This is a genomic window from Sphingomonas sp. Leaf257, from assembly GCF_001422185.1.
Classification (GTDB): domain Bacteria; phylum Pseudomonadota; class Alphaproteobacteria; order Sphingomonadales; family Sphingomonadaceae; genus Sphingomonas; species Sphingomonas yabuuchiae.
Genome location: NZ_LMMH01000023.1, coordinates 285,904 through 312,319, shown reverse-complemented (window position 1 = coordinate 312,319; position 26,416 = coordinate 285,904). Strand labels below are relative to the sequence as shown.

General features: G+C 65.3%; 14 protein-coding genes. 6 read left to right on the top strand and 8 right to left on the bottom strand.

Features of this window, described 5'->3' with window-relative positions; all coding sequences use genetic code 11:
- Window positions 1-40: 40 nt before the first annotated feature.
- The 4 genes from ASF14_RS12230 to ASF14_RS12215 all read right to left on the bottom strand — a co-directional run bounded on the left by ASF14_RS12230 (window position 41) and on the right by ASF14_RS12215 (window position 7,502).
- Entirely contained in the window at window positions 41-1,066 is a 1,026-nt protein-coding gene (locus ASF14_RS12230; protein ID WP_056435092.1) for a sensor histidine kinase, read from the bottom strand.
- A gap of 137 nt (window positions 1,067-1,203) precedes the next feature.
- Window positions 1,204-2,976: a HAMP domain-containing methyl-accepting chemotaxis protein gene (locus tag ASF14_RS12225; protein ID WP_236697043.1), complete on the bottom strand. Its 1,773-nt coding sequence runs from the start codon at window positions 2,974-2,976 to the stop codon at window positions 1,204-1,206.
- 308 nt (window positions 2,977-3,284) lie between these two features.
- On the bottom strand, window positions 3,285-4,358 hold the full coding sequence (locus ASF14_RS12220; protein WP_082442212.1) for a DUF2332 domain-containing protein: 1,074 nt from the start codon (window positions 4,356-4,358) through the stop codon (window positions 3,285-3,287).
- A gap of 93 nt (window positions 4,359-4,451) precedes the next feature.
- Window positions 4,452-7,502, bottom strand: a complete 3,051-nt coding sequence (locus ASF14_RS12215; protein ID WP_056435090.1) for a TonB-dependent receptor domain-containing protein — start codon at window positions 7,500-7,502, stop codon at window positions 4,452-4,454.
- Between the two features lie 399 nt (window positions 7,503-7,901).
- Between ASF14_RS12215 and ASF14_RS12210 the strand changes: the two genes are divergently transcribed.
- The 3 genes from ASF14_RS12210 (at window position 7,902) to ASF14_RS12200 (ending at window position 13,772) form a co-directional block, all read left to right on the top strand.
- Window positions 7,902-8,414 carry a GAF domain-containing protein gene (locus ASF14_RS12210; protein ID WP_056435089.1) on the top strand — a complete coding sequence of 171 codons (513 nt, stop codon included), beginning with the start codon at window positions 7,902-7,904 and terminating at the stop codon, window positions 8,412-8,414.
- Complete coding sequence (locus tag ASF14_RS12205; protein WP_056435087.1) at window positions 8,411-10,462, top strand: putative bifunctional diguanylate cyclase/phosphodiesterase; 2,052 nt, start codon at window positions 8,411-8,413, stop codon at window positions 10,460-10,462. Before ASF14_RS12210 ends, ASF14_RS12205 begins: the two co-directional genes overlap by 4 nt.
- Window positions 10,463-10,838: 376 nt before the next feature.
- Window positions 10,839-13,772: a TonB-dependent receptor domain-containing protein gene (locus tag ASF14_RS12200; protein WP_056435084.1), complete on the top strand. Its 2,934-nt coding sequence runs from the start codon at window positions 10,839-10,841 to the stop codon at window positions 13,770-13,772.
- Window positions 13,773-13,828: 56 nt separating this feature from the next.
- Here the strand turns inward: ASF14_RS12200 and ASF14_RS12195 are convergent, their stop codons facing one another.
- Together ASF14_RS12195 and ASF14_RS12190 are read right to left on the bottom strand one after the other, a co-directional pair.
- Window positions 13,829-16,804: a TonB-dependent receptor plug domain-containing protein gene (locus tag ASF14_RS12195; RefSeq protein WP_056435082.1), complete on the bottom strand. Its 2,976-nt coding sequence runs from the start codon at window positions 16,802-16,804 to the stop codon at window positions 13,829-13,831.
- A gap of 124 nt (window positions 16,805-16,928) precedes the next feature.
- On the bottom strand, window positions 16,929-19,970 hold the full coding sequence (locus tag ASF14_RS12190) for a glycosyl hydrolase family 28-related protein (RefSeq protein ID WP_056435439.1): 3,042 nt from the start codon (window positions 19,968-19,970) through the stop codon (window positions 16,929-16,931).
- Window positions 19,971-20,134: 164 nt separating this feature from the next.
- Between ASF14_RS12190 and ASF14_RS12185 the strand changes: the two genes are divergently transcribed.
- Window positions 20,135-20,674, top strand: coding sequence for a gluconokinase (locus ASF14_RS12185; RefSeq protein ID WP_330218786.1), 540 nt, complete (start codon window positions 20,135-20,137; stop codon window positions 20,672-20,674).
- A 5-nt stretch (window positions 20,675-20,679) separates the two neighbouring features.
- On the opposite strand, the gene ASF14_RS12180 is transcribed toward ASF14_RS12185, so the two are convergent.
- Both ASF14_RS12180 and ASF14_RS12175 read right to left on the bottom strand, forming a co-directional pair.
- A complete protein-coding gene (locus tag ASF14_RS12180) occupies window positions 20,680-21,357 on the bottom strand; it encodes a FadR/GntR family transcriptional regulator (protein ID WP_056435080.1) in 678 nt (225 codons plus the stop codon).
- Window positions 21,358-21,370: 13 nt separating this feature from the next.
- Window positions 21,371-22,717 carry a GntT/GntP/DsdX family permease gene (locus ASF14_RS12175; RefSeq protein ID WP_056435078.1) on the bottom strand — a complete coding sequence of 449 codons (1,347 nt, stop codon included), beginning with the start codon at window positions 22,715-22,717 and terminating at the stop codon, window positions 21,371-21,373.
- Between the two features lie 304 nt (window positions 22,718-23,021).
- On the opposite strand from ASF14_RS12175, the gene ASF14_RS12170 reads away from it, so the two are divergent.
- Window positions 23,022-23,279, top strand: a complete 258-nt coding sequence (locus tag ASF14_RS12170) for a helix-turn-helix domain-containing protein (RefSeq protein WP_056435431.1) — start codon at window positions 23,022-23,024, stop codon at window positions 23,277-23,279.
- A 64-nt stretch (window positions 23,280-23,343) separates the two neighbouring features.
- Window positions 23,344-26,373: a glycosyl hydrolase family 28-related protein gene (locus tag ASF14_RS12165; RefSeq protein ID WP_201780580.1), complete on the top strand. Its 3,030-nt coding sequence runs from the start codon at window positions 23,344-23,346 to the stop codon at window positions 26,371-26,373.
- Window positions 26,374-26,416: the final 43 nt, after the last annotated feature.

The following is a 26,416-nucleotide window of genomic DNA, read 5'->3' as shown; positions in this document are numbered from 1 at the left end:
ATGATGCAGGATGTTGGCGGTCATCCGTGCGAGTGTGTGATTATGGGTGTCCGCTCTGGCCATCGGGCAATGTCAGGCGCAGGATCGTCCCCGCCGAGGGGCCGTTTTCGACGCTCAAATCCGCTCCCATCTGCTTGGCCAGGCTTCGCACCAGTTTCAGGCCGAGGCTGTTCGAGCCCTGAAGGTCGAATCCCGGCGGCAGGCCCGCGCCATCGTCGATCACGCAGAGTGCGATGACGTCGTCCTGACGGGTGAGGGTGACGACCAACTGCCCGAACTCGCGATTGGCAAAGCCATGTTCCATCGCATTGGCGATGCCCTCCGCCATGATGAGCGCAAGCGGGATCGCCGCATCCGGTGAGAGGCGCAGTCCGGGGACGGCCTCGATCCGGTGGATGATGCCGGGTTTCGTGTCGGCGGCAAACAGGTCCGCCATCAGGTCGCGCAGAAAGATGTCCAGCGGCACCTGCTCGCCCGTCGTCGCGTAGAGCTGCCGCTGGATGCGCCCGATGAGTTGCAGCTTCGTGGAGGCGTCGGCCAGAACCATGCGCGCGATCGGATCGACGACCTGCCGCTGCTGCAGCGACAGCATGGCGCCGACCATCTGGATGTTGTTCGAGACCCGGTGCTGCAACTCGCTGAAAAGCAACTCGGTGCGTTCGGCCAGTTGTCGCTGTTCCGCCGCCAGCCGCGACGATCGCTGGTTGGCACGCTGCATGGCGTCGACAAGACCGATATCGACCGCCACGACACCCGCATAGAAGCCCAAGGCGACGAGCGTGCGCGGCTCAAAATCGAAGCTGTTGGCGGGCGGTATGAAGAAATACCAGGCGAGCAGGCCGCAGACGATGGCCGACAACGTTCCCGGGCCGCGCCCGAACAGGAAGGATGAAATGATGACGGCCGGGAAGAACGTTAGATAGGGAAATCCCGGCGGAAAGGCCGGATCCAGTGTCCAGCGTATCCACCAGGCAACCGCCGAAAGCGCCAGCGCCACGGAATAGGCCAGCGCCCTGCGCTCGCCAAGCAGCGGCAATTGCTCTAAAATCCGGCGCTTCGCGTCCATATGCCGTCCACGTCCTCCTGTGAGCTTCTCCTGCGCGATCCCCGCATCAGTTGCAAATGCAGGTTAACACGGCATTGCCGTCATGGGGTTGATCAGGAAACGCAAATCAGCCGTGGTGGGCGGCCGCTCGCGCTCTGTCAGGCGGCGTATCGGGACGCGTGGCCATACTCCGTCCGGTATTGCGGGGAGGCCGCAGAGGCGTGCTGCGCGGCCGCATCCACGTTGAAGCGCATCACCGAGGCCATCAGCGTCCCGCACTCCTGCGCCAGCAGGCTGGCGGCGGCCGTCGATTCCTCGACCATCGCGGCATTTTGTTGCGTGACCGAATCGATCTCGCCGATCGCGATGTTGACCTGACCCAGGCTGTGGGCCTGCTGTTCGGAGGAGCGCGCGATGACGTCGACCACGGTGCTGACGTCGGACACCTTGCCGATGATCCGTTGCAGGGCATTGCCGGTCTCGTCGACCAGTACCACGCCCGAACGGACATGTTCGATGGCCGAGAGAATGCGTGCCTTGACGTCGGATGCCGCATCGGCCGAGCGCTGCGCCAGCGCGCGGACCTCGGAGGCGACGACGGCGAAGCCCTTGCCCGCATCACCGGCCCGCGCCGCTTCGACGCCCGCGTTGAGGGCGAGCAGATTGGTCTGGAAGGCGATGCCGTCGATGACGGTGATGATATCGACGATCTCGCGGCTGGCCTGGTCGATGCCGTTCATCGCGGTGATCGACTTGGCGACGATCTGCCCGCCCTTTTCGGCTTCGTCGCGGGCCTCGGTCACGGCGCGGTTCGCCTGGCTGGCGCTGGCCGCCCCTTCGCGGACGCCTTGCGTGATCTCGCCGACCGCCGCGGCGGTTTCGCGCAGGCTGGCCGCCTGCTGCTCGCTGCGCGCCGACAGATTGTCGGTGGCCTGGCGGATTTCCTCGATATTCGAGCGGATGGACCCGGCACTGCCGCGAACGTCGCTGGTCAGGCCCGAAAGGTTCTGGACGGCGCGATTGAAATCGGCGGCCAGCTGGTGGAAGGCGGACGGCAGGTCCGTCAGGCGGACGGTCAGGTCCGCTTCCGACAGGCGATGCAAGCCGGAGCCGATTTCCTGCAAGGCCAGCTCGCGCTCCCGGTCGTCGCTGACCTTGGCCTTGGCCGCGTCGCGGAAGACGACGACGGCGCGGGCCATGTCGCCCAGTTCATCCCCGCGCTCGCTGCCCGGCACGTCGATGTCGTTGCGACCGCGCGCCAGCTCGGCCATCAGGCGGGTGAGGGTGGTGATCGGCCGTGCGATGCTGCGGCTGAGCAGCATCTGAAGGGTGATGACGACACCGATCAGCATCACGCCGCCAAGCATCAGGGCGATGATGGCGGTGCTGATCGCGTTTTCCTGCGATGCGGCATTGCTGGCGATCGCCGCCGTTTCCTGGTCGCGAATGGCCCGGAGGGGCAGCACGATGTCGCTGGTCAGCACGGCTTTGCCCGCGTCACGAACGGCTTGCTGCGCCTCGTCGCGCCGCCCGTCCTTGACCCAGTCGGTCAGACGGTCGCTCCATGTCCGCCGCCACTTGGCCTTTTCGGCATTGGACTTGGCAAGCAACGCCAGCTCGGCCGAGTCGTCCAGCATCGCGTTCAATTCGCGGCTGGTGGTGTCATATTCCTTGCGGGCTTCCTCGTAGGATTTGAGATAGCTCTTGTCCGCCGTGACGAGGAAACCGCGCAACTGGCTGTTCTCGCGCAGAATCGATGTCTCGAGCGTCAGTGCCTTGGCATAGACTTCCTGGGCGTGGTTGTTGCGCGCCGTCGCGTTCTTGATTTCCCAGATGTTCACGAAGAACACGATCGTCATGACCGCGGCCGACAGGCTGACGATCAGGAACGATACACCCAGTTTCTTGGGGATGTTCATGTTCGTGAGCATTATGCGTTTCTCTCAACAGGTCGGACGAGGGACGATAAGCGCGAATTCATTGAGTTATCGTTATCGAGGACAGGCGGACTGGGCCGATCACGCGGCGCATCGAAGGGCGCTGACAGGACGGCGAGAGGATCAGTCGCGGTCATGGATTCGGCTTTGAAAAGTGTCGCCAAATACACTGGCGCAGTCGTCGTCGCGCAATGTCCAATCCCCCCGGTCCCACATGAAACATTGGTTTCGTCGGACAATTGCTAGAACCGCAAAGTTAAGGATGGGTGAAGCGTGTAACCATTATCGTGACGAATAGTTCGTCAGTTGGTCAGCCAGTGAATCCAGGCGCCATAAGGATGGCAATGCGCCAGCACGCGGTCTTGACCGTCGGGCCAGGACCGCAGGCGAAGCTCGACCCGCTCGCGCGCCAGGTCCCATTCGAAACCGATCGAGGCGAACGGCCTCGTCGCGGTCGCGGACGCCCCGGCTTCGTTCAGGGTCGCCTCTATCCGGGCGCGGTCTTCGGCGCTGAGATATTGCAGGACCATGGAATGCAGGACGACGCGGTGGCGGCCGTCCGGCGCAGGAGCGGCAAGCTGTGCCGTCAGCCAGGATGCGGCATCGCCGGTATCGAGCCGGGGCGGATGCCGTCGCGCGATGGCCAGCGCCCGGTCCAGGCGCTCGGCCCGCTCGGGCTGGTCGGCGAAAATGAAGGATGCCAGCCGCTCGCAGGCCGCCGGATCATTGACGTCGAGCGGGTGGAGATCGACGCCCAGCGCCTGACGGACGGTCACGGCGGCATCGGGGGGCGGGGGGCCACGCCATTCGGGCGCGATCCGCACCAGCGAGTCCGGCGCACCCGTCCGGACGCCACCCAGATCATAGGTATAGCGGGACAGGTTGAGGTTCAGTCCGGCGCTCGCGCCGATTTCGAACAGGTCGAAATCATGGCCATGATCCTGCGCCAGGACCATCAGGGCGGCGTACAAGGCCGCCGCGCGGCCGATCTCGTTGGTCTGCGGCACCCGCAGCAACCAGTCGACCAGAAATTCGTCATGCGCCGCCAGCGCCAGGGCGACCGCTTCGTCGAAGCGGTCATGGTCCCCGGCATAGAGGGCGGCCAATTGCGGCTCGACACCGCGTCTCGCCAGCGCGTGCAGGGCGGCGTTGATCCGCATCGCGATCGCGGAGGAGGCGGCGGTGCTGCCCCAGGAGCGGATCAACGCGGCGCTGAGCGGTGCCTTGTCGAGCTGCCGGTCCACTGCGGCCAGCAGGTCGGCGACGAAGGGCGTGCCGATCGCCCGCATCACCAGCGACTGTCGGTACAATTCGCTGGGCTGGGCGGTCGGATTGTCCGATCCCGGATACATGGTCTTGGAACGCTCCGGCTGCATCGGTCGCCTATGACGCCGCAATAGGTAGGATGGCAATACGCGCCGGGACGACGGCGAAGTCGGTCCCGGCGCGCATCACCCAGTCAGGCCGGATCAGAAGTTGAAGTTCGCACCGGCGCTGAAGTTGCGACCGACCAGACCGGCATAATGCCAGCTGCTCAGATAGTTGGGGTTGCTGGCATAGGCCCCCGCCGCCAGCGGAGCGCGGGCATTCGTCAGGTTCTGGATGTTGAAGAAGAAGCGGAAGTCGTCATTGACCCGAACGCCGATGTTCAGATCGGTGTAGATGAACGGGCGGATGAAGCACTGGTTGTTCACATCGCTGCCCGCGATGATCGGCACCAGCGTGTTCTTGCACGACAGGTCGATCACGCCGTTGGTCGGCTGAATGCGATCGGCCGCCACCTGCTTGATCCGTCCGACATAATAGGTCGTGCTGGTCAGCGAAAAATTGCCGACTTCGATCGTGTTCTGCCAGTTGCCACGGATGCGCGGCGTGCCGCCGCCCGAGGACAGTTCGTACGGCCCGAGCGTACCCGCATATTTCTGAACCACGCCCGCCGGAGTGACGAGGTCGAGGCGAAGGACGCGGGTGACGTCGACGCGGCTGATCAGCTTGACGCCATTGTCGAACTGGAAGTTCGCATTGGCCTGCATGTCGATGCCCGAGCTGACCATGTAGTTGGCGTTGACGTAAGGAACGTCGAACACCAGCAGGCGGGGCAGGGCATTCGGGTTCACGGGGTCGACCCCGTCGAGGACGTTGCACTTATAGCCCGGACCCACCGCCGCCAGTGCCGCGCAGCCTGCGGCCGCATTGGTCTGGCCGTAATAGGCGTTGATCGCCTCGGCGCGCAGCGGTCCGCTGACGATCAGGTTCGACTTGCGGATATTGTAATAGTCGACCGTGACGTTCAGCCAGCGCGTCGGGTTGACGATCGTCCCCACCGTGAAGCTGCGCGACACTTCGGGCAGGATGTCCGGATTGCCCTGGGCGCCGCTGCCGATGTTGTACGAGGTCGTATAGGCCGGGCTGCCCGGATGCGCCGCGATGAAGCTGGCGGGCGGGGTGAAGGACGAGAAGCCCGCATAGCTGCTCGCCGGGTTGTATTCGGCAAAGGTCGGCGCGCGGAAGCCCTGCGAATAGGTGGCGCGCAGCGAGAACTCGCGGACCGGGGTGAACTTGGCACCCACCTTCGGCGAGAAGTGGCTATAGCCCTGCGAATAGTGATCGTAACGGCCCGACACGTTCAGGTCGAACGAGCGCGCGAAGGGCGCGTCGATTTCGAAGAACCCGGCGGTCACGGTCTGACGACCCTGGGCCGACGAGGTGTTCAGGCCGTAATAGGACAGATCCGCATTCTGGTTGCGGTTCATCAGCGTCTCGCGACGGACCTGGAAACCGCCGCCGACATTCAGGTCGCCGCCCGGCAGCTCCATCAGCGACTTGAGCAGCGAGCCGCCGATCGTCGCCACCGTCGAATAGGATGGGGTGGTCCGCTCCGCCGAAATCTGATTGCGGATGGCCTGCGTGTTCTGCTCCGGATTGACGAAGTTGTACGCGCCGGTGTTGACCGCGTTCAGCAGGCCCTGGATGTTGATGAAGCCGCGCTGCGTGACCGCGAAATTGTCACGGGCATAGACGCCGTTCAGACGGAACTTGGAGCCATCGCCCAGATCGCCCGAAATGCCATAGGTCGCGCGGAACACGTCGACATAACGGTGGCTGCCGGCGGGAATGTCGCCGAACAGATAATAGATGCGCGCGGCATTCTGGGTCGGGTCGGCACCGGCCACGGCATAGGGGTTGTTCGGGTTCAGACGGCGATCCGCGGCGGTGGCGCAGTTCACGCCGGCAGCGCAGACATACATGGGCAGGACGATGCCCGGGCTGGTCGACGCGAGCGCCGCCGAGCCGCCGAACGGCTGGGTCTGGCGGATGCCCGACGGGGTGCCGCGAATATCGACTTCGGAATGCGAATAGCTGCCGCTGGCAAAGGCTTCCCAGCCCTCGGCGATGCGGACGTTCAGGCGTGCCGTGGTCGAATAACGCTGCTGGCGCGGCTGGATGATCGAATATTCGGCAGGCAGGTTATGCTTGCAACCGGTGCCCTGCGCCGAGCCCGATGTCACGGTGAAGGTGCCGAAGGGGCACGCATTCGGGTTGAGCAGCACATATTGGTTGGTCAGGGGCGAGCCGACCTGACCCGCCAGCGGATTGTTGAGGTCGGTCTGTCGGACGCGGGTGACGACCGCTTGCGGATTGGCCGCCAGCAGCGAGTCGTCGTTGCGGTTGCGATCCTGCAGGCCGCTGGGGCTCAGGTCCAGCGTGTTGAACGGATAGCCGCGAGAGTTGTTGGTGATGTACCCGTCATAGGTGTATTCACCATTGACGTAGAAGTTGAAGCCCTGCTCGCGATAGTCGCCGAACCCGGCGGTCAGCGTGGCGCGATAGTGCGCGCCGTCGGCCTTTTCGGTGGTGCCCCCCTGGACCGAGCCCGAAATGCCCTGGACGTTCTTCTTGCTGATCAGATTGACCACGCCGCCGATCGCGTCGGCGCCATAGGTCGAGGATGCGCCGTCTTTCAGCACTTCGACGCGCTCGATGGTGCTGAACGGGATCGAGTTCAGGTCGACATAGGCGTTGTGGCCGTCATCGTTCAGCGGGAAGTTCGCATTGCGCAGGCCGTCGATCAGGACAACGGTTGAGGAGACGCCCAGACCACGCAGCGACACCGCCGCGCCACCGGCCGAGAAGCCGTTGCGGAAGCCGGTCGAGATCGAACCTGCGCTGTCGGCGGAGACCGAACGGATGGCGTCCTGTGCGGTGGTGATGTTGGCGCGCAGCATCACGTTCGAGTTCACCACGGTCACGGGCGAGATCGAGCTGGCGTTGGAATCGCGGAACAGCGTGCCGGTGACGACGACGGTCGTGCCTTCGGCCGTGGCGGGCGCGGGGGCGGCCCGCTTGATCTGGACATCCTGCTCGGCGGTGGCGGGTGCGGCGGCTGCGGTCGCGCTCTGGTCGGCGGCATCGGCGGGCTGGGCCGGTGCTGCCTCCTGCGCAAAGGCCGGGGTCGCGATCGCGGTCAGCAAGGCCGCCGTCGAAATCCCAAGACGCAGTTTACCAAATGCGGAATTCATCGAAGTCACTTAGCAATTCCCCCTCTGACGCAGCAGCGACTGTGGTCGCCGGTGTTCCACTCGCCAAGAACCGGCGCTGCGATGACCGGCCGCCTATCACCCGTGAAGTTACCGGGTGGTTAAAGGTAAGCATGGCTGTGACGATATTGGTCGTTTCTGGGGTGACCGTAAAATTGCGTCGGCGCGTCTTGGGGAATCCTTTGCCAAGGATACTGGCATCTGTTTGGCGGAGCACCGTTCGGCACGGTTGCTTCTTTCGCTATTCGGGCGAGGCTGGCCGAGGATCGGCCTGCGAACCAGCGGACAAGACTCCGAAGCCGTCGGATTAATTTATGCCGGTAAATCAAGTTTTAAGGTTCAGGTGCGACCAGAATGAGCACTCAGTACTGAAGAGAGACGATGCTCAAGAGCCTGTTCCGGGAAAGGCGACGTACCAGCGCCGTACATGCGTTGAACGTTCTGAACTCGCCGCCCGAACCCAGCTTCGACCGTTTCGTCGAGCGGGCCGCGATATCCTTCAACGCCCCGATCGCGCTCCTGTCCCTGATCCATGGCAATCAGCAATGGTTCAAGGCGACCCGTGGCGTCGACATCGTCTGCAATCCGCGCCACCGCAGCTTCTGCACCTTCGCGCTCGACAAGCCCGACGTGTTGGAGATTTGCGACCCGTGCAGTGATCCGCGCGTGGCCGAACTGCCAGCCGTCAACGCCGCGCCGTTCGTCCGCTATTATATCGGCGTGCCGTTGCGCGTCACCGGGGGCATCGATGTCGGCGCGCTGTGCGTCTTCGACACGCAGCGACGGAACCCCGCTTCGTCGGACCAGAAAGCCTATCTCATCGCGCTGGCCCGGCAGGCGGTGGTCGCCCTGGAAAGCCGGGCGGACCTGCTCCAGATGGAGGGGGCCGCGTGATCGATGTCGTCCTGTGCTTGACGCAACAGCATGACCTGCGCTTCGTCGCGCTGGCGCTACTGATCTGCGTTACGGGGTCGCTTGCGACCGTTCAGTTGTTCAGCCGGGTCCGGGCCTCCCGTGGCTATCGTCGCTATGGTTGGATCATACTCGGTGCGGTCGGTGCGGGCACGATGGTCTGGGCGACCCACTTCGTCGCCATGATGGCGTTCCGGACGACCGCGCCCGTCATTCTCGATCCGATCCTGACGCTGATCTCACTGCTGGCGGTGATCGGGATCGCTGCTCCGGGACTGGCCCTGGCCGCCGGGCGGCGGCGCTGGTCGGGGGCGGTCGGTGGGGCCGTGATCGGCACGGGCATTTCGGTCATGCATTATATCGGCATGGCGGCGTACCGGGTCGACGGCATCGTCACCTGGAAAGAGCCTTATGTCGTGGCCTCGATCCTGTTGTCGAGCGGCCTGTCCGCCATGGCCTTCCACGTTCTGGCCGGGCGGGGGCGCTGGAGGAACAAGACCGCGGTGGCATGGCTGAGCCTTGCCGTCGCGGCGCTTCACTTCACTGGCATGACGGCGATGAAGATCACCGTCCTGAAGCTCGGCCAGGGCCTGTCGGGCATGACCATGGCAACGCTGGCGACCACGACGACGGTCGCCACGCTCATCATCGTCGGATGCGCGGCGATCAGCGCCCTGATCGACGGACATACCCAGTCGGAAACCTATCGCCGCCTGCGTCATATGGCCCTGCACGACAGCCTGACCGACCTGCCCAACCGGATCAGCTTCATCGAGGATCTGGAGGCGCGCTTCGGCATCCGCGGCGGGTATCAGCGTATGGCGGTGGTCATGATGGACCTGTCGCGCTTCAAGGTGGTCAACGATACCTATGGCCATCAGGCGGGCGACCAGCTGCTGGCGGCGCTGGCAGCGCGTTTTTCCGCCATCCTGCGGCCAGGCGAACGCATCGCCCGGCTGGGCGGCGACGAGTTTTCGGCCGTCGTTTCCTATGACGATCCAGCCGAGCTCGAAGATTTCCTGCATCGGCTGACCACGGCGTCCGAGGCACCGTTCCTGTTCGACCGGTTCACCGCTTCGATCGGCGCCAATATCGGTGTCGCGCTGGCCATGCGGGACGGCTCCGATGCCGATGCGCTGCTCGCCAAGGCGGACCTGGCCATGTACCGGGCCAAGTCGGCCCACTCCAAGGAACCTTGTTTCTACGACGCGCATATGGACGATGCCGTGCGCGAGCGGCGCGAGTTGATCGCCGATCTCCGCCATGCGCTCGATGCCGACGCGTTCGAACTCCATTATCAGGTGCAGTCGGCCATCCCGTCGGGCGAGATTTGCGGCTATGAGGCGTTGATCCGCTGGAACCACCCGGTCCGTGGCATGATCCCGCCGGCCCGATTCATCCCGCTTGCCGAGAAGAGCGGCGATATCGTGCCGCTGAGCAACTGGGTCCTGCGGCGCGCCTGCCACGAGGCGGCGGGCTGGGCCGATCCGCAGCCCGTGTCGGTCAACCTGTCGCCGATGCATCTCGCCGAAAAGCAGCTGGTCGAGACGGTGCGTTCGGCCCTGGCGGACAGTGGCCTGCCGCCCGAGCGACTGACGCTGGAGCTGACCGAGAGCGCGATCATCCACGACAAGCATTTCGCGCTGGAGCAGCTGAAGGCCTTGAAGGCGATGGGCATCGCCATCGCGCTCGACGATTTCGGCGTTGGCTATTCCTCGCTGGAGGTGCTGCGCTCCTTCCCCTTCGACCGGATCAAGCTCGATGCGTCCTTCGTCTCCGAGATCGAGCATGACGAACAGGCGGTGTCGATCCTGCGATCGGTCGCGGCGCTGGGTGCGACGCTCAACATGCCGGTACTGGCCGAGGGGGTGGAGGAACCCGCCCAGCTGGCCATTGTGACCCGGGAGGGTTGCGCCGCTGTCCAAGGCTATCTGATCGGCAGGCCGTCGCGCATGCTGGCCGATCCCGACCATGTGCGACGGGTAGCGAGCCTGCGGCCCCGGATCGTGGAGGCCGAAGCCGTCGCGTGACCGTCAACGCCCGCGAGACGGGGACCATGGCCTGCTCATGATTAACAGATGCCGTAAGGTTTAGTGTGATGTTGGACGTCGCCAGTGTCAGCGCGCCAGAAATGAACCAATTGTGACATGCATTTCATCGTCTAAAGACAATATAATTATCGTATATCGGGTGTGCCCTGATCCATTATTGCATCGGAGCCGGTCAACTGTGTTTTTGTGGTTACATTCGCCCAAATAGATCAACATGACATTTCCGTAAATTTACAGCGTTTCTCTGTGTCGATTTTATGACGCCACGCTTCCGGGCCTCGTGATGGGGCAGGAGGCGGCATTTTTTCGCCAGAGGATCGGATGGCCCGGATCCTCGGCAGAATGAGGACGCGTCATGATCAAGAATTCCACGCCTGCCCGTCGCCGGTTGCATATCGGGACCGCCCTTCAGAGCCTGACGCTGGTTGGCCTGGGCCTCGGCATGGCGAGTTTCGCGACGGCGGCGTCGGCTCAGGCCGTGCAGGGTGCGGCGACGGACACCACTACAGCGACCACCACCCCGGCGCCGACCGGCGATATCGTCGTCACCGGATCGCGCATCCAGCGACCCGACCTCCAGAGCAGCAGCCCCGTCGCCACGATCAGCGCGGGCGAGCTGAAGGCGACCAACACCGTCACCGCCGAGTCCTATCTCTCGTCCTCGCCGCAGTTCGTGCCCGCCGCGAGCAGCACGACGAACAACGGCAATGGCGGCACCGCGACGGTCGATCTGCGCGGCCTGGGATCGCAGCGGACGCTGGTGCTCGTGAACGGCCGCCGCATGGTGCCGTCGGATATCGGCGGCGCGGTCGACATCAACGCGATCCCGACCGTCCTGATCAAGCGCGTCGACGTTCTGACCGGCGGCGCCTCGGCGGTCTACGGCGCCGATGCCATTTCGGGCGTGGTCAACTTTGTGCTCGACGACAAGCTGGAGGGCGTGCGCGCCGATGCCAGCTCGCAGGTCACCGGGCATGGTGACGCCGCCCAGTATAATGCGGGCCTGGCGGCGGGCGTAAAGTTCGGCAACGACGATGCCGGGCATATCGTCATCGCGGGTCAGTACACGAAGCGGGACGGCGTCTATCAGTCGGCGCGGGCCTATTCGGCGCAGAATCTCGACGCCAACCTGAAGCCCAGCGGGTCGAGCAACGCGACGCCGACGGTCATCGACATCAACTCCGGCCGATACCAGGTCAACGACGGCAACCAGGCGGGCGGCACGGACAATTTCGTGCCCTATTACAAGCCGTACAACTTCAATCCCGCCAATTATCTGCAGGTGCCGTTGGAGCGGTACAATGCGACGGCGCTGGCCAGCTACAAATTCTCCGACGCGGCCGAACTCTATGCACGCGGAAGCTATACGCGCAGCGACGTGACCGCGATCCTGGCACCGACGGCGACAGCCGGATTCAACTTCACTATCTCGCCCAACAACCCGTTCCTCAACGCGGCCAATTCCGCATTGATCTTTGGCGATCCGAAGAACCTGAATGCCGACGGCACCGCCAATGTCGGCATCCGTCGCCGCGTGACGGAGACGGGCGGCCGCATCCAGGAATTTACCAACGATACCTATTTCGGCATTGTGGGCCTGCGTGGCGATTTCGCCGACAGCTTCCATTACGATGTGTTCGCGCAATATGGCCTGGCGAAGCGGCATGAGGCGCTGCTGAACGACCTCGACTATAACAGGACCGCCCAGGCCATCAATGCGACGGTGGGTGCGAACGGCACACCCGTCTGCGCCAATCCCGCCAATGGCTGCGTCCCCGTTAACCTGTTCACGTCTCAGCCGATTTCGGCGGCGGCGCTGTCGTTCATCACCGCCAACGGCGCGCAGGACAATCGCTATACCCAGTTCGTCACCGGCGGCAGCCTGTCGGGCGACCTGAACTTCTTGCAAAGCCCGCTGGCCGACAAGCCCGCGGCGGTTGCGCTGGGCGCGGAGTATCGCCGGGAGACGGGCAGTCAGTCGGTCGACGCCAATTACGGCTCGGGCAATTTGATCTATTACGGCCAGGGCACGGCGGTTCCGAATGCGTCCTTCGACGTCAAGGAAATCTATGGCGAGTTGCAGATGCCGCTGGTCACCGACCGGCCCTTCGTGCGCGCGCTGAACTTCGAGGGCGGCGTCCGCTATTCCTCCTACACCAACAACACGGTGGCGGGCCGCAACAAGTTGGATGCCGTCACCTACAAGCTGGGCGGCGACTGGAGCCCGGTCGAGGGCGTGCGCTTCCGGGCGATCTTCAACCGGGCGACCCGCGATCCCAACATTGCCGAGTTGAACAGCCCGATCACCCAGGCGGGCACCGATGTCCTGGCCACCGACCCCTGCGCCAATGGAAGTCCGCAGGGCAATGCGACGCTGGCCGCCAAATGTATCGCCCAGGGGGCTCCCGCCACGCTGGTCAACTCGGGCGTCATTCAGGACGTGACCGCGAACCAGACCAATATCAACGCGGGGGGCAACCCTGCGCTGCGCCCGGAAACCGCCAACACGCTGACGGCGGGCGCGGTGTTCTCGCCGCGCTTCCTGCGCGGCCTGAACGTCACCGTCGACTATTACCGGATGAAGGTGAACAACTATATCGCGTCCGATGGTTCGCAGGACATCGTGAACCAGTGTTTCAACAACAATATCTCGGCCTATTGCTCGCTGATCGTACGGAACAATATCTCCGGCCAACTGTCGGGCTCGCCCAATGCGAACGGTCAGTTCCCGGGCGTGACGGAGCAGTTGATCAACGTCGCCACGCTCAAAACCAGCGGCATCGACGTATCGGCGGATTATCGCTTCACCCTGCCGGGTGACGGCAACAGCCTGACGCTGAACATGGCGGGCACCTATGTCGACAGCTACACCTTCAATCTGGGCGCGCAGGCTACCCCGATCAACTGCGCGGGCAAGTTCGGCAACAGCTGTGCGGCGGTCTCGATCAACCCGATCCCGCGCTGGAAGCATCAGGCCTCGGCCGTACTCGACCTGAACGGGATCGCGATCCAGGGGCGGTGGCGTTATGTCGGGCCGGTCAGCGCGGATGCGGGCACGCCGATCCTGGCCAGCCGCATTCCGTCCTATTCCTATATCGACACGAACATCAGCTTCGACGTGAACAAGCAGTACACGTTCCGCGTCGGCGTCAGCAACCTGTTCAACATCAATCCGCCGATCGTCGGCGGCTCGGCGGGCAGCAGCGGGGCCAATTCGGGCAATACCTTCCCGAACGTCTATGACGCACTCGGCCGGACCTTCTTCGCGGGTATCAGCCTGAAGCTTTGATAGCCGAACCGGAAAGGGGTGGAGTTCGGGAGGCCGAAATCCACCCCTTGTCCATTTCAGAATTTGGCGCGCAGGCCGATCCGGTAGGAGCGACCCAGCGTGTCGTACAGCGCCGGATTGACGTCCAGACCGGTATTGGTCTGCGGCGACGGCTCGGGGTCGCGGTCGAGCAGATTGTCGACTTTGAAGAACATGCTGACCGCCGGCGTGACGTTCAGCGAACCGCCGATATCGACATAGAAGGCGCCCTTCATGAAGTTGCGGTCGATCGTCGGGTTGTTGCCGGTCGAAACCGGGCAGCTGGTCGAGCAGACGACATATTGGTTGCCGAACACGCCATCGCTGAACCAGCGCTCCTGTACCAGCAGGCTGAATTTGTCGGTGTCGTAGCTCTGGATCGCCAGCCACTTCCAGCTTGGGGTCGCACCCGAATTGGCCCCTGCGCTGTCGATCGGGATCGTGCCGGGCAGGCCGGGGTCGGTCACGAACTTGATGACATGGGTGGCCAGCGCGCGCAGCGTCAGATTGCCGTTTAGCCCCATCGGGTTACGCCATTGATAGCTGCCCTCGATATCGAAGCCGCTGGTCTTGATCGAGGCGAGGTTGAACGCCTGGACGTTGACGAAGTTCGGCCCGGCCGTGTTCTGAAGGTTGAACGCGCCGCACGTTTCGGTATTGCCCTGAAAGCACAGGTTGACGATCTGTGCGGCCGACAGGCTGGAGACGACGTCGTTCACCTTGATCGTGTAATAGTCGAAGGACAGGCTGAGCCCCGGTGCCCAGCTCGGCCGCGATAGAACCACGCCCGCCTCGGTGCTGCGCGCGATTTCGGGGCGCAGGTTGGGGTTGCCCAGCGAGTTCTGGATGATCAGCACCTGGGTATTGCGGAACGGATCGGTGAAGTTGGGCACCGTCGTGGTCGTGGGGGCGGCGAACAGCTCGGACAGGTTCGGCGCCCGCACGTCGCGCGAGGTCACGGCGCGCAGGCGGAAACCGTCGAGCGGCGTGTCCCATGTGCCGCCCAGCTTCCAGGCATAGACCGCGCCCGAGGTCGAATAATGGGTGGCACGACCCGCCGCGCTCAGATTGGCGCGGCCCAGGCTCTCCGAATTGATCAGCGGCAGGTTGAGCTCCAGGAAGCTCTCATACACGTCATATTTGCCCGAGCCGTTCTTGTAATTGCCCGCATACCAGTTGCTGCCGGTCGCCGAATTCAGGAACGGGTCGGCGGGATAGGCGGCCAAATTGGGGCTGATCGCCGAGACCCCCGCGCCATAAGGATCGGCGTTCACCCGGTACGCCTCGCGCCGATACTCGACGCCGGTCGCGATCGACAGCGGCCCGGCCCACAGGTCGATCAGATTGCCCGAAATGCTGCCCGCCGCGGCATCCTGGGTCTGGCGGGTATGCTGGAACGGACCGTTGGCGGGAACGATATAGGCCAGTGCGGCGGCCGAGGGCGTCGCGCCGCCGAAGATGTTGATCGGCTGGCACCCGCTGGCCCGGGCGGCCGCATCGGCGCAGACGATCTGGCCGTTCAGCGTCGTCGCGTTGATCGCCTGATTATAGCGTCCGGTCAGGCTGATATTGTCGACATCGATGTCGGTGACGTTGATGCCATGCTCGTAATAGACGTCATAGGTCCAGCTGCCGCCGAACACCTCCGCCTTGCCCTTCAGACCGCCGACGAAGCGATATTGGCGGCGATCGGTGTTGACCTTGATGTTCGGCAGGATCGCGTTGCTCAACCCATAGCTGAACTGGGTGATCCCGTTGGCGGCGCATTGCTGCTGGATGGATGCGGGCAGATAGGGGTTGGAACACTGGATGGTCAGTCCCGTCTTGGACGCACCGGGATTGGGCTGGTTGCTGGTCTTCACCTGCGCGATATTGGCGGTGACATACAGTTCCATGTCGGACGCGATATCATAGCCGATACGGGTATAGCCGTTGACCCGCTCCAGCGCGGATTGCAGCGAGGTGCCCGAGCCGACATGGCCCGACTGGTCGCCGCCGACGCAGAAACCGACATAGCATCCGATGACGTTGCCCGCGGCGTTCTTGGCGGGAACGCCGTTCGACCCGTATTGAAAGGGGAAGGGATTGCCGTTGGCGTCGAACGCCGTGCCCTGGAGCGGCCCGGCGCTGATCAGGCCGTATTTGGTGTATTGATAGGCCTGGCCATGGTCGCGGTAGAGGAATTGCGGCGTGCTGCCGTTGCGGATGCCGGTATCGACCAGCGTCGACGCGCGGTACCAGTCGCGGCTGCCCGCCAGATCCTCGCCGAAATTGCCCGGCCCGACGCCCTGATCCTTGGCATATTCGCCGCTGACGATCAGGTGAAGCCGGTCACCCGCCAGCGCCTTGCCGAACGCCGCCTGGGCCAGCACCTGGCCGTTATCGCCATAGGTTGTGACGCCGGTCTGGAGATTGCCCTTGAACCCGGTGAAGCGCGTATCGGTGATGAAGTTGATGACACCGCCGACCGCGTCCGAACCCCAGGAGGCCGAGGCGCCGCCGGTCACGACATCGACCCGCTTGATCAGCAATTGCGGAAACTGGCTGATATCGGGAACGCCGGTGACGTTCGCGCCCACCACCCGCTGCCCGTCGAGCAGCGTCAGGGTGCGGATGGTACCGAGGCCGCGCAGCGAAAAGGAGCTGAGGCCCTGCTGCCCGCTTGACGTGCTGAAGGTGCCCGTCGTCGCGCCGGTTGATCCCTGCAAGGACGGCAACTGGGCCACGGTGTTGAAGATATTCGGCTGGGCGTTGGCCTGGATCTGTTCCTCGCCGATGACCGTGGTCGGCGTGGGGGCGTTATAGCCATTGGCGGTGATGCGGGTGCCGGTGACGACGATATCGCGCTCGCTGGCCGCTTGTTCCTGAGCGCCCGTCGCAACGTCGGGAGCTTGGGTTTGCTGTGCCGGTGCAGCCATTGCGGGGCTGGCGATCAGCGCCAACGCCAGGGCCGCAACACTGGTAGCGTTACCGGATTTCCACGAGGCGCGGCTGCGCCGATTGCCGATGCTCATCACTCCATCCCCTCACTCGAATCGCAGAGCGTGGCCGGTGATCTTTGGCCCCTCCGTCTCCCGCCCGCTTTACCGCAGGGACGAAGGGGCGGCATCTACGACCATAGTCGGTATCGTGGGTTGGTCAGGGCTTTGCGGCGTACAATCCGTGATGGGTCAGGATGAACAGCGTCCGCCCGTCGCTGCCGCCGAACACCAGCTGCAAGGGGCGCTCGGGCACGTCGATCCGGCCAAGTTCGGTGCCTGCTGCGTCATAGACGAAGACCTGTCCGTTCGCGACATAGACCCGCCCGTCCGTGTCCGTGACGACGCTCTCGCCGCCGCGCTGGGCGAAGGGTTTCAGCTCGGTTATTGCGCCGCCCGCACCGACCAGCCCGGTATAGGTCCGGTCCTCCGACCCGTTGGCGATGGCGATCCGGGTGCCGGGGCGCGCCGCCATCAGGCCATAGGTGTCGAGCGTGTCCGAAAAGCGCCAGCCGCGATGATCGGTTGGCCCCTGTTGCCACACGCGGAAGGCGGGCAGGGCGATGCTGCCATCGGGGGCGACATAGGATAGCGGCTTGGGCTGGCCGATGTCGCGAGCGAACATCTCGGCCAGGGTGGTGAACCGGTCGGTGGCGGGGTCGTACTGATCGCGAAACTCGCCATTGACCCAGAGGCTGCCGGGCAGGGCGATCCGGGCGCCCGGCGGTGTCGCGGCGCTCGGCGATAGGAGCGTCACGGCGGCAGGGGCCTTGGGATCGATGCTGTAGACCGTCGCGGCAGGCCCTGCGGACGACAGGACCAGCAGCTTGCCCGAGCCATCCACCGCCAGGTTCACCGGGTCGAGCGGCGCGTCGGATACGACCGACAGGCCTTCCGCCTCGCTCCAGCCATGGATGCGCTGGAAATAGCGATCGACGAAATAGAGCTTGCCGCTGGCATCGGTCGCCCCGCCGCCGAGCGAATAGAAACCGTCCGCCAGCCGCCGGACGGGCGTCAGGCTGGGCGAGGGCGCGGGCAGGGCGGCGGGGGTGACGTCCAGCGTCGCGAACTCGCGCTCGCGGACCTCCGCCCCGCGCGTCATGTCGCGGATCGCATTTTCGTAAGGATATTTGCTCGCCCGCAAATAGGTGCCGCAGCCATCCGCTTGACAGGTCGCAAAGCCGCTTTCGGCATTCACATGGACGTTGCGGAAGCGGATGTCGTTCCGACCATACAGCGCGATCGCGGCCTTGGCGGGCTGAAGCGAACGGGTGACGCGGTAAGCGTGGAGATTGGCGAACAGCACGTCGCGCACGTTGCGTAGTTCGAAGGCGACGGCATCGCGGCTTTCGCCCGCTTCCTCCTCGGTCTGCGGGGCCAGGAACTCCCAATGCGCGACCCGGTCGAGCACGATCTCGGCGCGGCGATGATGCTCGGCGGAAATCTGATAGACATGGCCGGGCGTCTCGGTGTTCGACACCAGCATTCCGGCAGAGGCATAGGTGTCTGGCGTCCACAGCCCGTTGAACGTACCGCCACCGCCGTCCGTCACCCACAGGCTGGGATAATGGCCGTCCCAGCGCTGCTTCGGGTCAGGATCGCCGGTGTGGTCGGCATTATAGGGATCGAAGCGGCTGCCATCGGTGCGGAAGGTGCCGTGTCCACCCTGGAACTTGACGTCATCCACCAAGGAACCTTCGCCCGCGCGCCAGAGCAACGCCGTGGCCCGCGGATTGCGCCCGCCTGCGGCCAGGCCGAGGCCGGAGACGATGGCCTCGCCCCCCTTGGCGCTCTCGATCAGTCCCTTCGCGCTGCCGACGCCCCGAAAGGCCGGGCTGTCATCGGTCAGGACGATTTGGGTCAGGCTGGGGTGGAGGCCGATCAGCACGCTGTCGGTGCGCAGGCGTAGCGTGTCGCTGACGCGGTAGAAGCCGGCGGGGAAATAGAGGACGCGGTGCGTGTCGATCGCCCGTTGCAGCGCGGCGGTGTCGTCGGTCGCATCGTCGCCCTTGGCGCCGAGGTCGCGGACATTGGTCCAGCGCTCGACCGGCGGAAGGGCGCGGATCGCGGGAGCCTCGCGGGATACCGACGCGGACAGTGGTACCGCATCCGCCTTGGTCGCATAGCGCCCCGTCTGGCCAAGTGACGGCACCGCCAGGCCGTAAGAAAAGTCGCGCATCCGGTAGCGTCGGGCGGGGCCGGTAATCGTCCGCCCACTGTCGCGGAACTGCGCGAAGATCGGCGTGTCGCTCGCGGTCGCGTCCTGGAAGCCGATTTGCGTATAGGCATTGTCCTCGTTGCTGATGACGATGCCTGCTCGCGCCACCCGCTCGAACCGGACCTTCTTGCCCCAGAACCAGTCGCCATAGCCCTGGTCGATCTCGATCCCGACGGGCACGTTGCGGATCACCGTGTTGACCAGGGTCAGCCCCGCCTCATGCTCGCGGATCGCCGCGTCGCGCTGTCCGTCGAAGCTGGAGTCAATCAGCGTGTAGGACCAGGCGGGAGACGGCTTCTCGGTCAGGATGCCGTAGCGCCCGCCATGGAAGTGCAAATCCTGTCCCAGATTGCCGACCTGATAGATGCCAGCCAGCGCATCGCCCAACCGAAAGTCGATATGCGCCAGATAGCTGTGCTGCGCCGTGTGGAAACGGACGGCGGTCGCGGCGGGGTTGCCCGCCCCGATCTCGAAATCGACATTGGCCATGGCCGAATAGAAGGTGCCCGAATTGGCGTCGGCGATGCTCTTGTCGAAGGGGACGCTGGTCGGCGGTGGCACGGGGACCGGTGCTGCGGCCTTGCCCGCTTCGGGGGGCAGCGTGCCGGTAAAGAAGACCATGGTCCCCACGCCCTGCTGGAACCCTGGGGTGGCGGGGGCGAGGACGAAGACGGGGCGTGTCTTGCCCACGCCGAAGAGGCGGACGCCCGGCCGCATGTAGAGCGTATGGGTCAGCCGATACCGGCCGGAGGGCAGGAAGACGATCCCGCCGCCGCCCTGACCCGCCACTTGGTCGATCGCCTGCTGGATCGCCGCGCCGTCGTCGCTCCGACCGTTACCGCTCGCCTGCACCGTCACCGCGCGGGGATCGGCGGGCGCGCGGGTGAAGACGGAGGCAGGGCGACCGGCCCAAACCGGCGACGCAGCGGTTCCGGCGAGCAGCGCCAGAACGGCAAGGGAAAGCGGGCGCGTCATGGCGGTCATCCTCATCGGGCGGAACGGATTGGGGGCAGGGCAATTGGGATAGGCAAGGCGACGCTTCGGCACGACTGCGACAAAGGTCGTAATGGCCTTTGTCGTCCAAGGCGCGATAGCGAGGGTCGAACGGGCATGGCCGACAGTGCCGATGCTAACGACAAGGGGTGCGGGTGAAGGCGAAAGACGGCAACGGCACAGGCGCACGCGCCCATGGTATCGTGGTGATGGGCGTCAGCGGCACGGGCAAGACCACCCTGTCCGAGCGGCTCGGCGCTCGGCTCGATTGCCCGGTGCTGGAGGGCGATGCGTTTCACTCGGCCGAGAATGTCGCGAAGATGCGCACCGGTCATGCCCTGACCGACGCGGATCGCTGGCCCTGGCTGGATCGTCTCGGCGCGGCGATCGGCAAGACTGCGAGGAACGGCGGTACGGCCATCGCCGCCTGTTCCGCGCTCCGCAGGGTGTATCGCGAGCGTCTGCGGGCAGCGGCAGGCGTGCCGCTGTACTTCGTCTTCCTCGACACCGACGCCCAGGAGATTGCCAGGCGAATGAACGGGCGCAAGGACCATTATATGCCGCCCAGCCTGCTCGACAGCCAGCTGGCGACGCTGGAGCGGCCGACGGCGGACGAATGCGCGTTGAGGCTGGATGCCGGACTGCCGCCCGAAACGCTGGTCGCCCAGACGCTCAGGTGGGTGAAGGGCGCCTGAGACGCTCACGGCATCAGCCGCTTGCGCCCCTGCGACAAATGCCAGCGCATCGCCAGGGCCGCGCCGTCGGGATCGCGGCCCCGGATGGCCTCGACGATGGCGTCATGCTCGTCCATCATCGCGCCGATCACCTCGGGCGGGCGCGAGCGTGAGATGTCGACCCCGGCGCGCAGGATGTGCATCACCTCGTCCTTCAAATGGTCGAAGACGGGGATGAAGGCCGAATTGCCCGTCGCCTCGACGATGGCGCGGTGTAGAACCCAGTCCTCGTCATGCGCGGGCGCGTCGGACAGGAGCGCGGCGCGTAGTGCGGCCAGCGCCTGCTCGATCGCCTCCATCTGTTCGCTCGACCGGCGCAATGCCGCCAGCCGTGCAGTCTCCGCCTCCAGGACGAACCGCACCTCATAGGTGCCCAGCGTCTTGGCCAGCTCGTCCATCGGCATATGGGTGCCCAGCCGCTCGGACGGGCGGCGCTTGACATAGGAGCCCGCGCCGCGCCGCGCCTCGGTGATCCCGTCCGATGCCAGTCGGGCCAGCGCCTCGCGCACGATGGTGCGCGACATGCCGAACGTCTCGGCCAGCCTCGCCTCGGAGGGCAGGCGGTCGCCGATGGCCAGCCCCTCGTCATTGATGATGCGGACGATCGCCGTATAGGCCCGGTCCGCCAGCCGCCCTTCGTTCATCGTCGCCCCCGCTTCAGACGATATGGCTCAAGACCATCACCAGCGCGAGGCCGACGACGGAGATCACCGTCTCCAGCATCGACCAGGTTTTGAACGTGTCGGCGGTGCTGGTGCCGACATAGCTCTTGACCAGCCAGAAGCCCGGATCGTTGACATGGCTGAAGAACACCGAGCCTGCGCCTATGGCCAGCACCACGAGTTCGGGCGACACGCCCGACCCGGCGACCACCCCCGGCATGATGCCGACCGCCGTGATGGTCGCGACCGTCGCCGACCCCGCCGCCAGCCGGATACCGACCGCGACCAGCCAACCGAGCAACAGCGGCGAGATGGCGTACATGGTGACCAGCCGGGCCAGCAGATCCGACAGGCCTGCGCTGACCAGCACCTGCTTCAGCGCGCCGCCCGCGCCGATCGCCAGCAGGATCGCCCCCGCCGCGCCCATCGTCTCATGCCACACCGCGTCCTGGATCGTCGCCTCGCGCAGCCGCCGCCCGAACAACAGGGGCAGGGCGAGCAGGTTGGTGACGAGCAGCGCGATCACCGGATTGCTCGCCGCGACCAGCCAGGCGGCGCCCTTCAAGCCTGTGGCAAGCTGTCCCAACTCGCCCGTCGCGATCAGCAGCACGGGCAGCAGCACGATGAACAACGCGGCCCCGCGCCCCGGCACCGCGATGTCGAGCCGGTGGTCGCCCAGGACGGGCGGCGCAAGGCGGACACCCGGCGTGACGATCCGCGCCAGCACCGGCCCTGCGATGATCGCGGTCGGAATGGCGATCAGGATGCCGTAGAGCATCGTCCGCCCCAGATTGGCCCCCAGCGCCTCGACCGCCAGCAGCGGGCCGGGATGCGGGGGCACCAGCGCATGGACGACGCCCAGTCCGGCGAGCGCGGGCATGATGAGGCGCAGCTTGGCGGCATCGCGGGCCTCGCCATCGGGCGTGTTCATCGCCTCCGCTGCCGCCACGACGATCGGGAGCAGCAGGACAAGGCCCGTCTCGAAGAACAGCGGCAGGCCGATCAGGATTGCGATGCCCAAAGTGGCCCAGGGCGCCGCCTTAGCGCCGGTCAGCCGCAATGCGCTCTGCGCCAGCGCCGCCGCCGCACCGGACAGGTGCAGCATCGCCCCCAGCGACAGGCCGAGCGCCACGACCAGGCCGGTTCCGCCGACGATGTCGCCCACGCCCTTCTGCACCGCCTTGGCGATATCGGCGAGCGGAAGCCCGGCGAGCAGTCCGACCGTGAATGCGCCGCACAGCAGGCCGATAAAGGGATGCAGCCGCCCCTTCACGATCATCAGGACGGCGAGCAAGATGCCCGCCAGCGCGGACGCGATCAGGCGGATATCCTCGCCGGTCACGGGCGGACTCCGCACGTCATCTGGTTCCAGCGCGTGATGTGGTTCAAGCTCTGCGGATCGCGCATCGACACCCCTCCATGGTCCATGGCGGCGTTTTCACCTGCCGGACTTTACCGGTAATCTGTAGGACAGGTTTTTGGGTCTGGGCAATAGAAAAGGGCTTGATCCGGGGCAATCGGCGGGAGCATGATGAAAACCTGTCCAACCGAATCCACATAGATTGGATCGAGCAGGACGCGGGATCATGTCGGCGCACACGACCGACAGCCTTTGGCCCAGCCGGGCCGCATAGTGGAGGATGACGATGGAAGGGACACGTCCGACGGCCTGCCAACCCCTGAGCGCGAGCGCCGAAGCGCCCTCGCTCGCGCGGCTGACCCCAACCCAGATGAAGGTGCTGCGCGGCGTCCATTCGGGGATGCTCAACAAGCAGATCGCGTTCGATCTGGGCATCGCCGAGGCGACGGTGAAGGCCCACATGACCGCGCTGATGCGCAAGCTGAACGTGCGCAACCGGACAGAGGTGGCGATCGCGGCGCAGGCGCTCAGCCTCCACGCCTGATCCAGGTTGGCGACGCAGGTCGCCGTGCCGCTACGCTGAAGCCCACCGATACAAGGAGAGGGCAATGAAGACGAACTGGCTGCTGAGCGCGGCGGTGGTGATGGCCGCTGCACCCCTGATGGCGGCCCCCGCTGCCGCCCGATCCTCGACCTCCATCTATCGCACCGCCCCCGCCGATCCGCGCGCGATCACCATTCGCGGCGTCGGCGACGGGCGCGCCGATGACAGCGCTGCGATCCAGCAGGGCATCGACGAAGCGGCCAAGGGCGGCCATGGCGGCATCGTCTTCCTGCCCTCTGGCCGCTATCGGATCAGCCGCACGATCATCGTGCGGTCGGGCGTTCGCCTGTTCGGGGTCGGTCCGACCCGGCCCGAGATCCTGTTGGCCGATGCGACGCCAGGCTTCGGCTCGGGCATCGCGGCGATGATGACCTTTGCAGGCGACGACCAGTATCGATCGGGCAAGCCGCCGGTGCCTGTCCCGACGACGGTGCCGTTCGATCCGACGCTGTACGACGCCACCTCTTCGACCTTCTATTCCGCGCTCGCCAATGTCAATTTCCGCATCGGAGAGGGCAATGCGGGTGCGGTCGGGGTGCGGTTTCGCGTCGCCCAGCATGGCTATATCCGCCATGTCGATTTTCATATCGGATCGGGCTTTGCCGGTGTCTATCAGGCCGGCAATGCCGCGCAGAATCTGCGCTTTTTCGGCGGCCGATATGGTATCGTTACCGAGAAGACCTCGCCCGCCTGGCAATTCACGCTGATCGACAGCGACTTCACCGGCCAGCGCGAGGCGGCGATCCGGGAGCATGAGGTCGACCTGACCCTGGTCAACGTCGCCATCCGCGACACGCCGGTCGGGATCGAGATCGACAGAGGCTATTCGGACTCGCTTTGGGGCAAGCAGGTGCGGTTCGAGAATGTCCGCGATGCGGGCGTGGTCATCTCCTCGGAAAAGAGCGTCTTTACCCAGATCGGCTTCGACGACGCGATCGGCATCGCCACGCCGGTCTTCGCGAAGTTTCGCGACAGCGGGCGGGTGGTGGCGGGCGCGGGGCCGCGCTACCGCGTCGCCGATTTCGGCTATGGGCTGAAACTGCCTGAGCTGGGGCAGATGGGCGACTTCGCGACCGATGTGAAGATCAGCCCGCTGGGCCGGACGCCTGCGAGAGCCAAGCCTGCCATCCCCGCGCTTCCGCCGGTTGGCGCCTGGGTGAATGTCCGCGATCTAGGCGTAAAGGGCGACGACACCACCGACGACACCGCTGCCTTGCAACGCGCGATCGACACGCACCGCGTCCTCTATCTGCCGATGGGGCGCTACCGGGTCAGCGACACGCTGCGGCTGCGCCCCGACACGGTGCTTATCGCGCTGCACCCCAGCCTGACGCATATCTATCTGGCGGACGATGCCCCCGGCTATCGCGGGGTCGGATCGGCCAAGGCGCTGATCGAAAGTGCGAAGGGTGGAGCGGGGATCGTCTCGGGCATGGGGCTGTGGACCGGCGGGGTCAATCCGCGCGCCACCGCCTTGTTGTGGAAGGCGGGCGAGGCATCGCTGGTCGATGACGTAAAGATCCAGGGCGGCGGCGGTACGGTGCTGACGCCGGGCAGCCCGATCGGCTTTGGCGACCAGCGGGCGCGGTTCGACGGGCAACATCCCAGCATCTGGGTGACGGACGGCGGCGGCGGCACGTTCAATGCGCTCTGGTCGCCCAATACGCTGGCCTCGGCGGGGTTCTACGTCTCGAACACGACGACGCCGGGGCATGTCTATCAACTGTCGGCCGAGCATCATTACCGTGCCGAGATCGTGCTCGATCATGTCGCCAATTGGGAATTCCTGGCCCCGCAGACCGAGCAGGAGGTGCGCGACGGCGTCAACGCCGTGTCGACCGAATTCCGCCACAGCCGCAACATCCTGTTCGCCAACTATCACGGCTATCGTGTCACCCGCACCGCCAAGCCGATGGATGCGGCAGTGAAGCTGTACGACTCCGGCGATATCCGTTTCCGCAACGTCCATGTGAATGCCGAGAGCGGTTTTGCCAGCTGCGACGCCAAGGGCTGCGGCACCTTTGTCCGCGCGAGCAAATATCCGTTCGAGAATGCGATCAAGGATATGACGCGCCAAACGGAGGTGCGCGAGCGCGAGTTCGCCCGCCTCGACGTGCCGCCCGCTCCCGCCAGCGCGGCGACGGCGTCGGCGGTGCCGGTGTCGCCCGGTGTCAGCAAGCTGGCGGACGGCTTCTACTCGGTCGCCGGGGCGGCCGTCGATGCGACGGGCACGCTGTACTTCATCGATCGCTTCTTCCAGCGTATCCATACCTGGTCGGAGGCGAAGGGGCTGAACATCGTCGCGGATGCCCCGCTGGATGCGGTCAATCTGGCGGTTGATCGGTCCGGCCATCTGCTGGTCCAGTCCTCGGCCGGACGCGACGGCAGTGTGTACAGCATCGACCCGTCTGCTCCGGCGGCGGTGACCGTGATTTCGCCGACCCCCGTCCGGGCGCATTCGGGGGCGCAGACGCTGCTGCCGGTCAATGTCTGGGAGAATGGCGAGTTTGCCGACCGGATCGATCCCAAAAGCTACAGCTATCCGACCATGGCCGAGATGTTCGCCGCGAAGATGGGCGCGGCCAAGACGCAGGAATATGTCTCGCCCGACGGATCGCTGGTGCTGCCCGCCTTTCGTGTGTGGAACCAGGGGCCGGACGATCATCAGGGCTGGCGCTGGTCCGACACGCTCGACGCCTATGGCTTTGCGCCCGCGCCGGTCGGGGGCGAGGTGGTGCTGACCAACGGCTCGGAGAACCGGACCTATGCCGGACGGGTCGGCGAGGGCGGGCGCGTCACCGATCTGCGGGTGCTGGCCGAGCGCGGCGGCGAGAGTGCGGTCCGAGATGCGGCGGGCAGGCTCTATGTCGCGAACGGGCAGGTCTTCGTCTACAATCCCGACGGCTCGCTGTTGCGCCGGATCGATGGGCCCGAAAGGCCGCTGCAACTAGTGCTGGGCAAGGAAGAGGCGGGAGGAAAGCCGGGCCGGCTGTTCATCCTGACCCATCATGCGCTCTATTCCGCCACGCTATAGGGAGGCATGGTCGATCCGTCCGTCGAGGAGCCGGAGGTGTTTC

Bases quoted from the DNA above. Each gene is read 5' to 3' on its own strand.
- ASF14_RS12230 (WP_056435092.1), bottom strand. From the start codon at position 1,066: ATGGACGCGAAGCGCCGGATTTTAGAGCAATTGCCGCTGCTTGGCGAG.
- ASF14_RS12225 (WP_236697043.1), bottom strand. From the start codon at position 2,976: ATGCTCACGAACATGAACATCCCCAAGAAACTGGGTGTATCGTTCCTG.
- ASF14_RS12220 (WP_082442212.1), bottom strand. From the start codon at position 4,358: ATGCAGCCGGAGCGTTCCAAGACCATGTATCCGGGATCGGACAATCCG.
- ASF14_RS12215 (WP_056435090.1), bottom strand. From the start codon at position 7,502: ATGAATTCCGCATTTGGTAAACTGCGTCTTGGGATTTCGACGGCGGCC.
- ASF14_RS12210 (WP_056435089.1), top strand. From the start codon at position 7,902: ATGCTCAAGAGCCTGTTCCGGGAAAGGCGACGTACCAGCGCCGTACAT.
- ASF14_RS12200 (WP_056435084.1), top strand. From the start codon at position 10,839: ATGATCAAGAATTCCACGCCTGCCCGTCGCCGGTTGCATATCGGGACC.
- ASF14_RS12195 (WP_056435082.1), bottom strand. From the start codon at position 16,804: ATGAGCATCGGCAATCGGCGCAGCCGCGCCTCGTGGAAATCCGGTAAC.
- ASF14_RS12190 (WP_056435439.1), bottom strand. From the start codon at position 19,970: ATGACCGCCATGACGCGCCCGCTTTCCCTTGCCGTTCTGGCGCTGCTC.
- ASF14_RS12180 (WP_056435080.1), bottom strand. From the start codon at position 21,357: ATGAACGAAGGGCGGCTGGCGGACCGGGCCTATACGGCGATCGTCCGC.
- ASF14_RS12170 (WP_056435431.1), top strand. From the start codon at position 23,022: ATGGAAGGGACACGTCCGACGGCCTGCCAACCCCTGAGCGCGAGCGCC.
- ASF14_RS12165 (WP_201780580.1), top strand. From the start codon at position 23,344: ATGAAGACGAACTGGCTGCTGAGCGCGGCGGTGGTGATGGCCGCTGCA.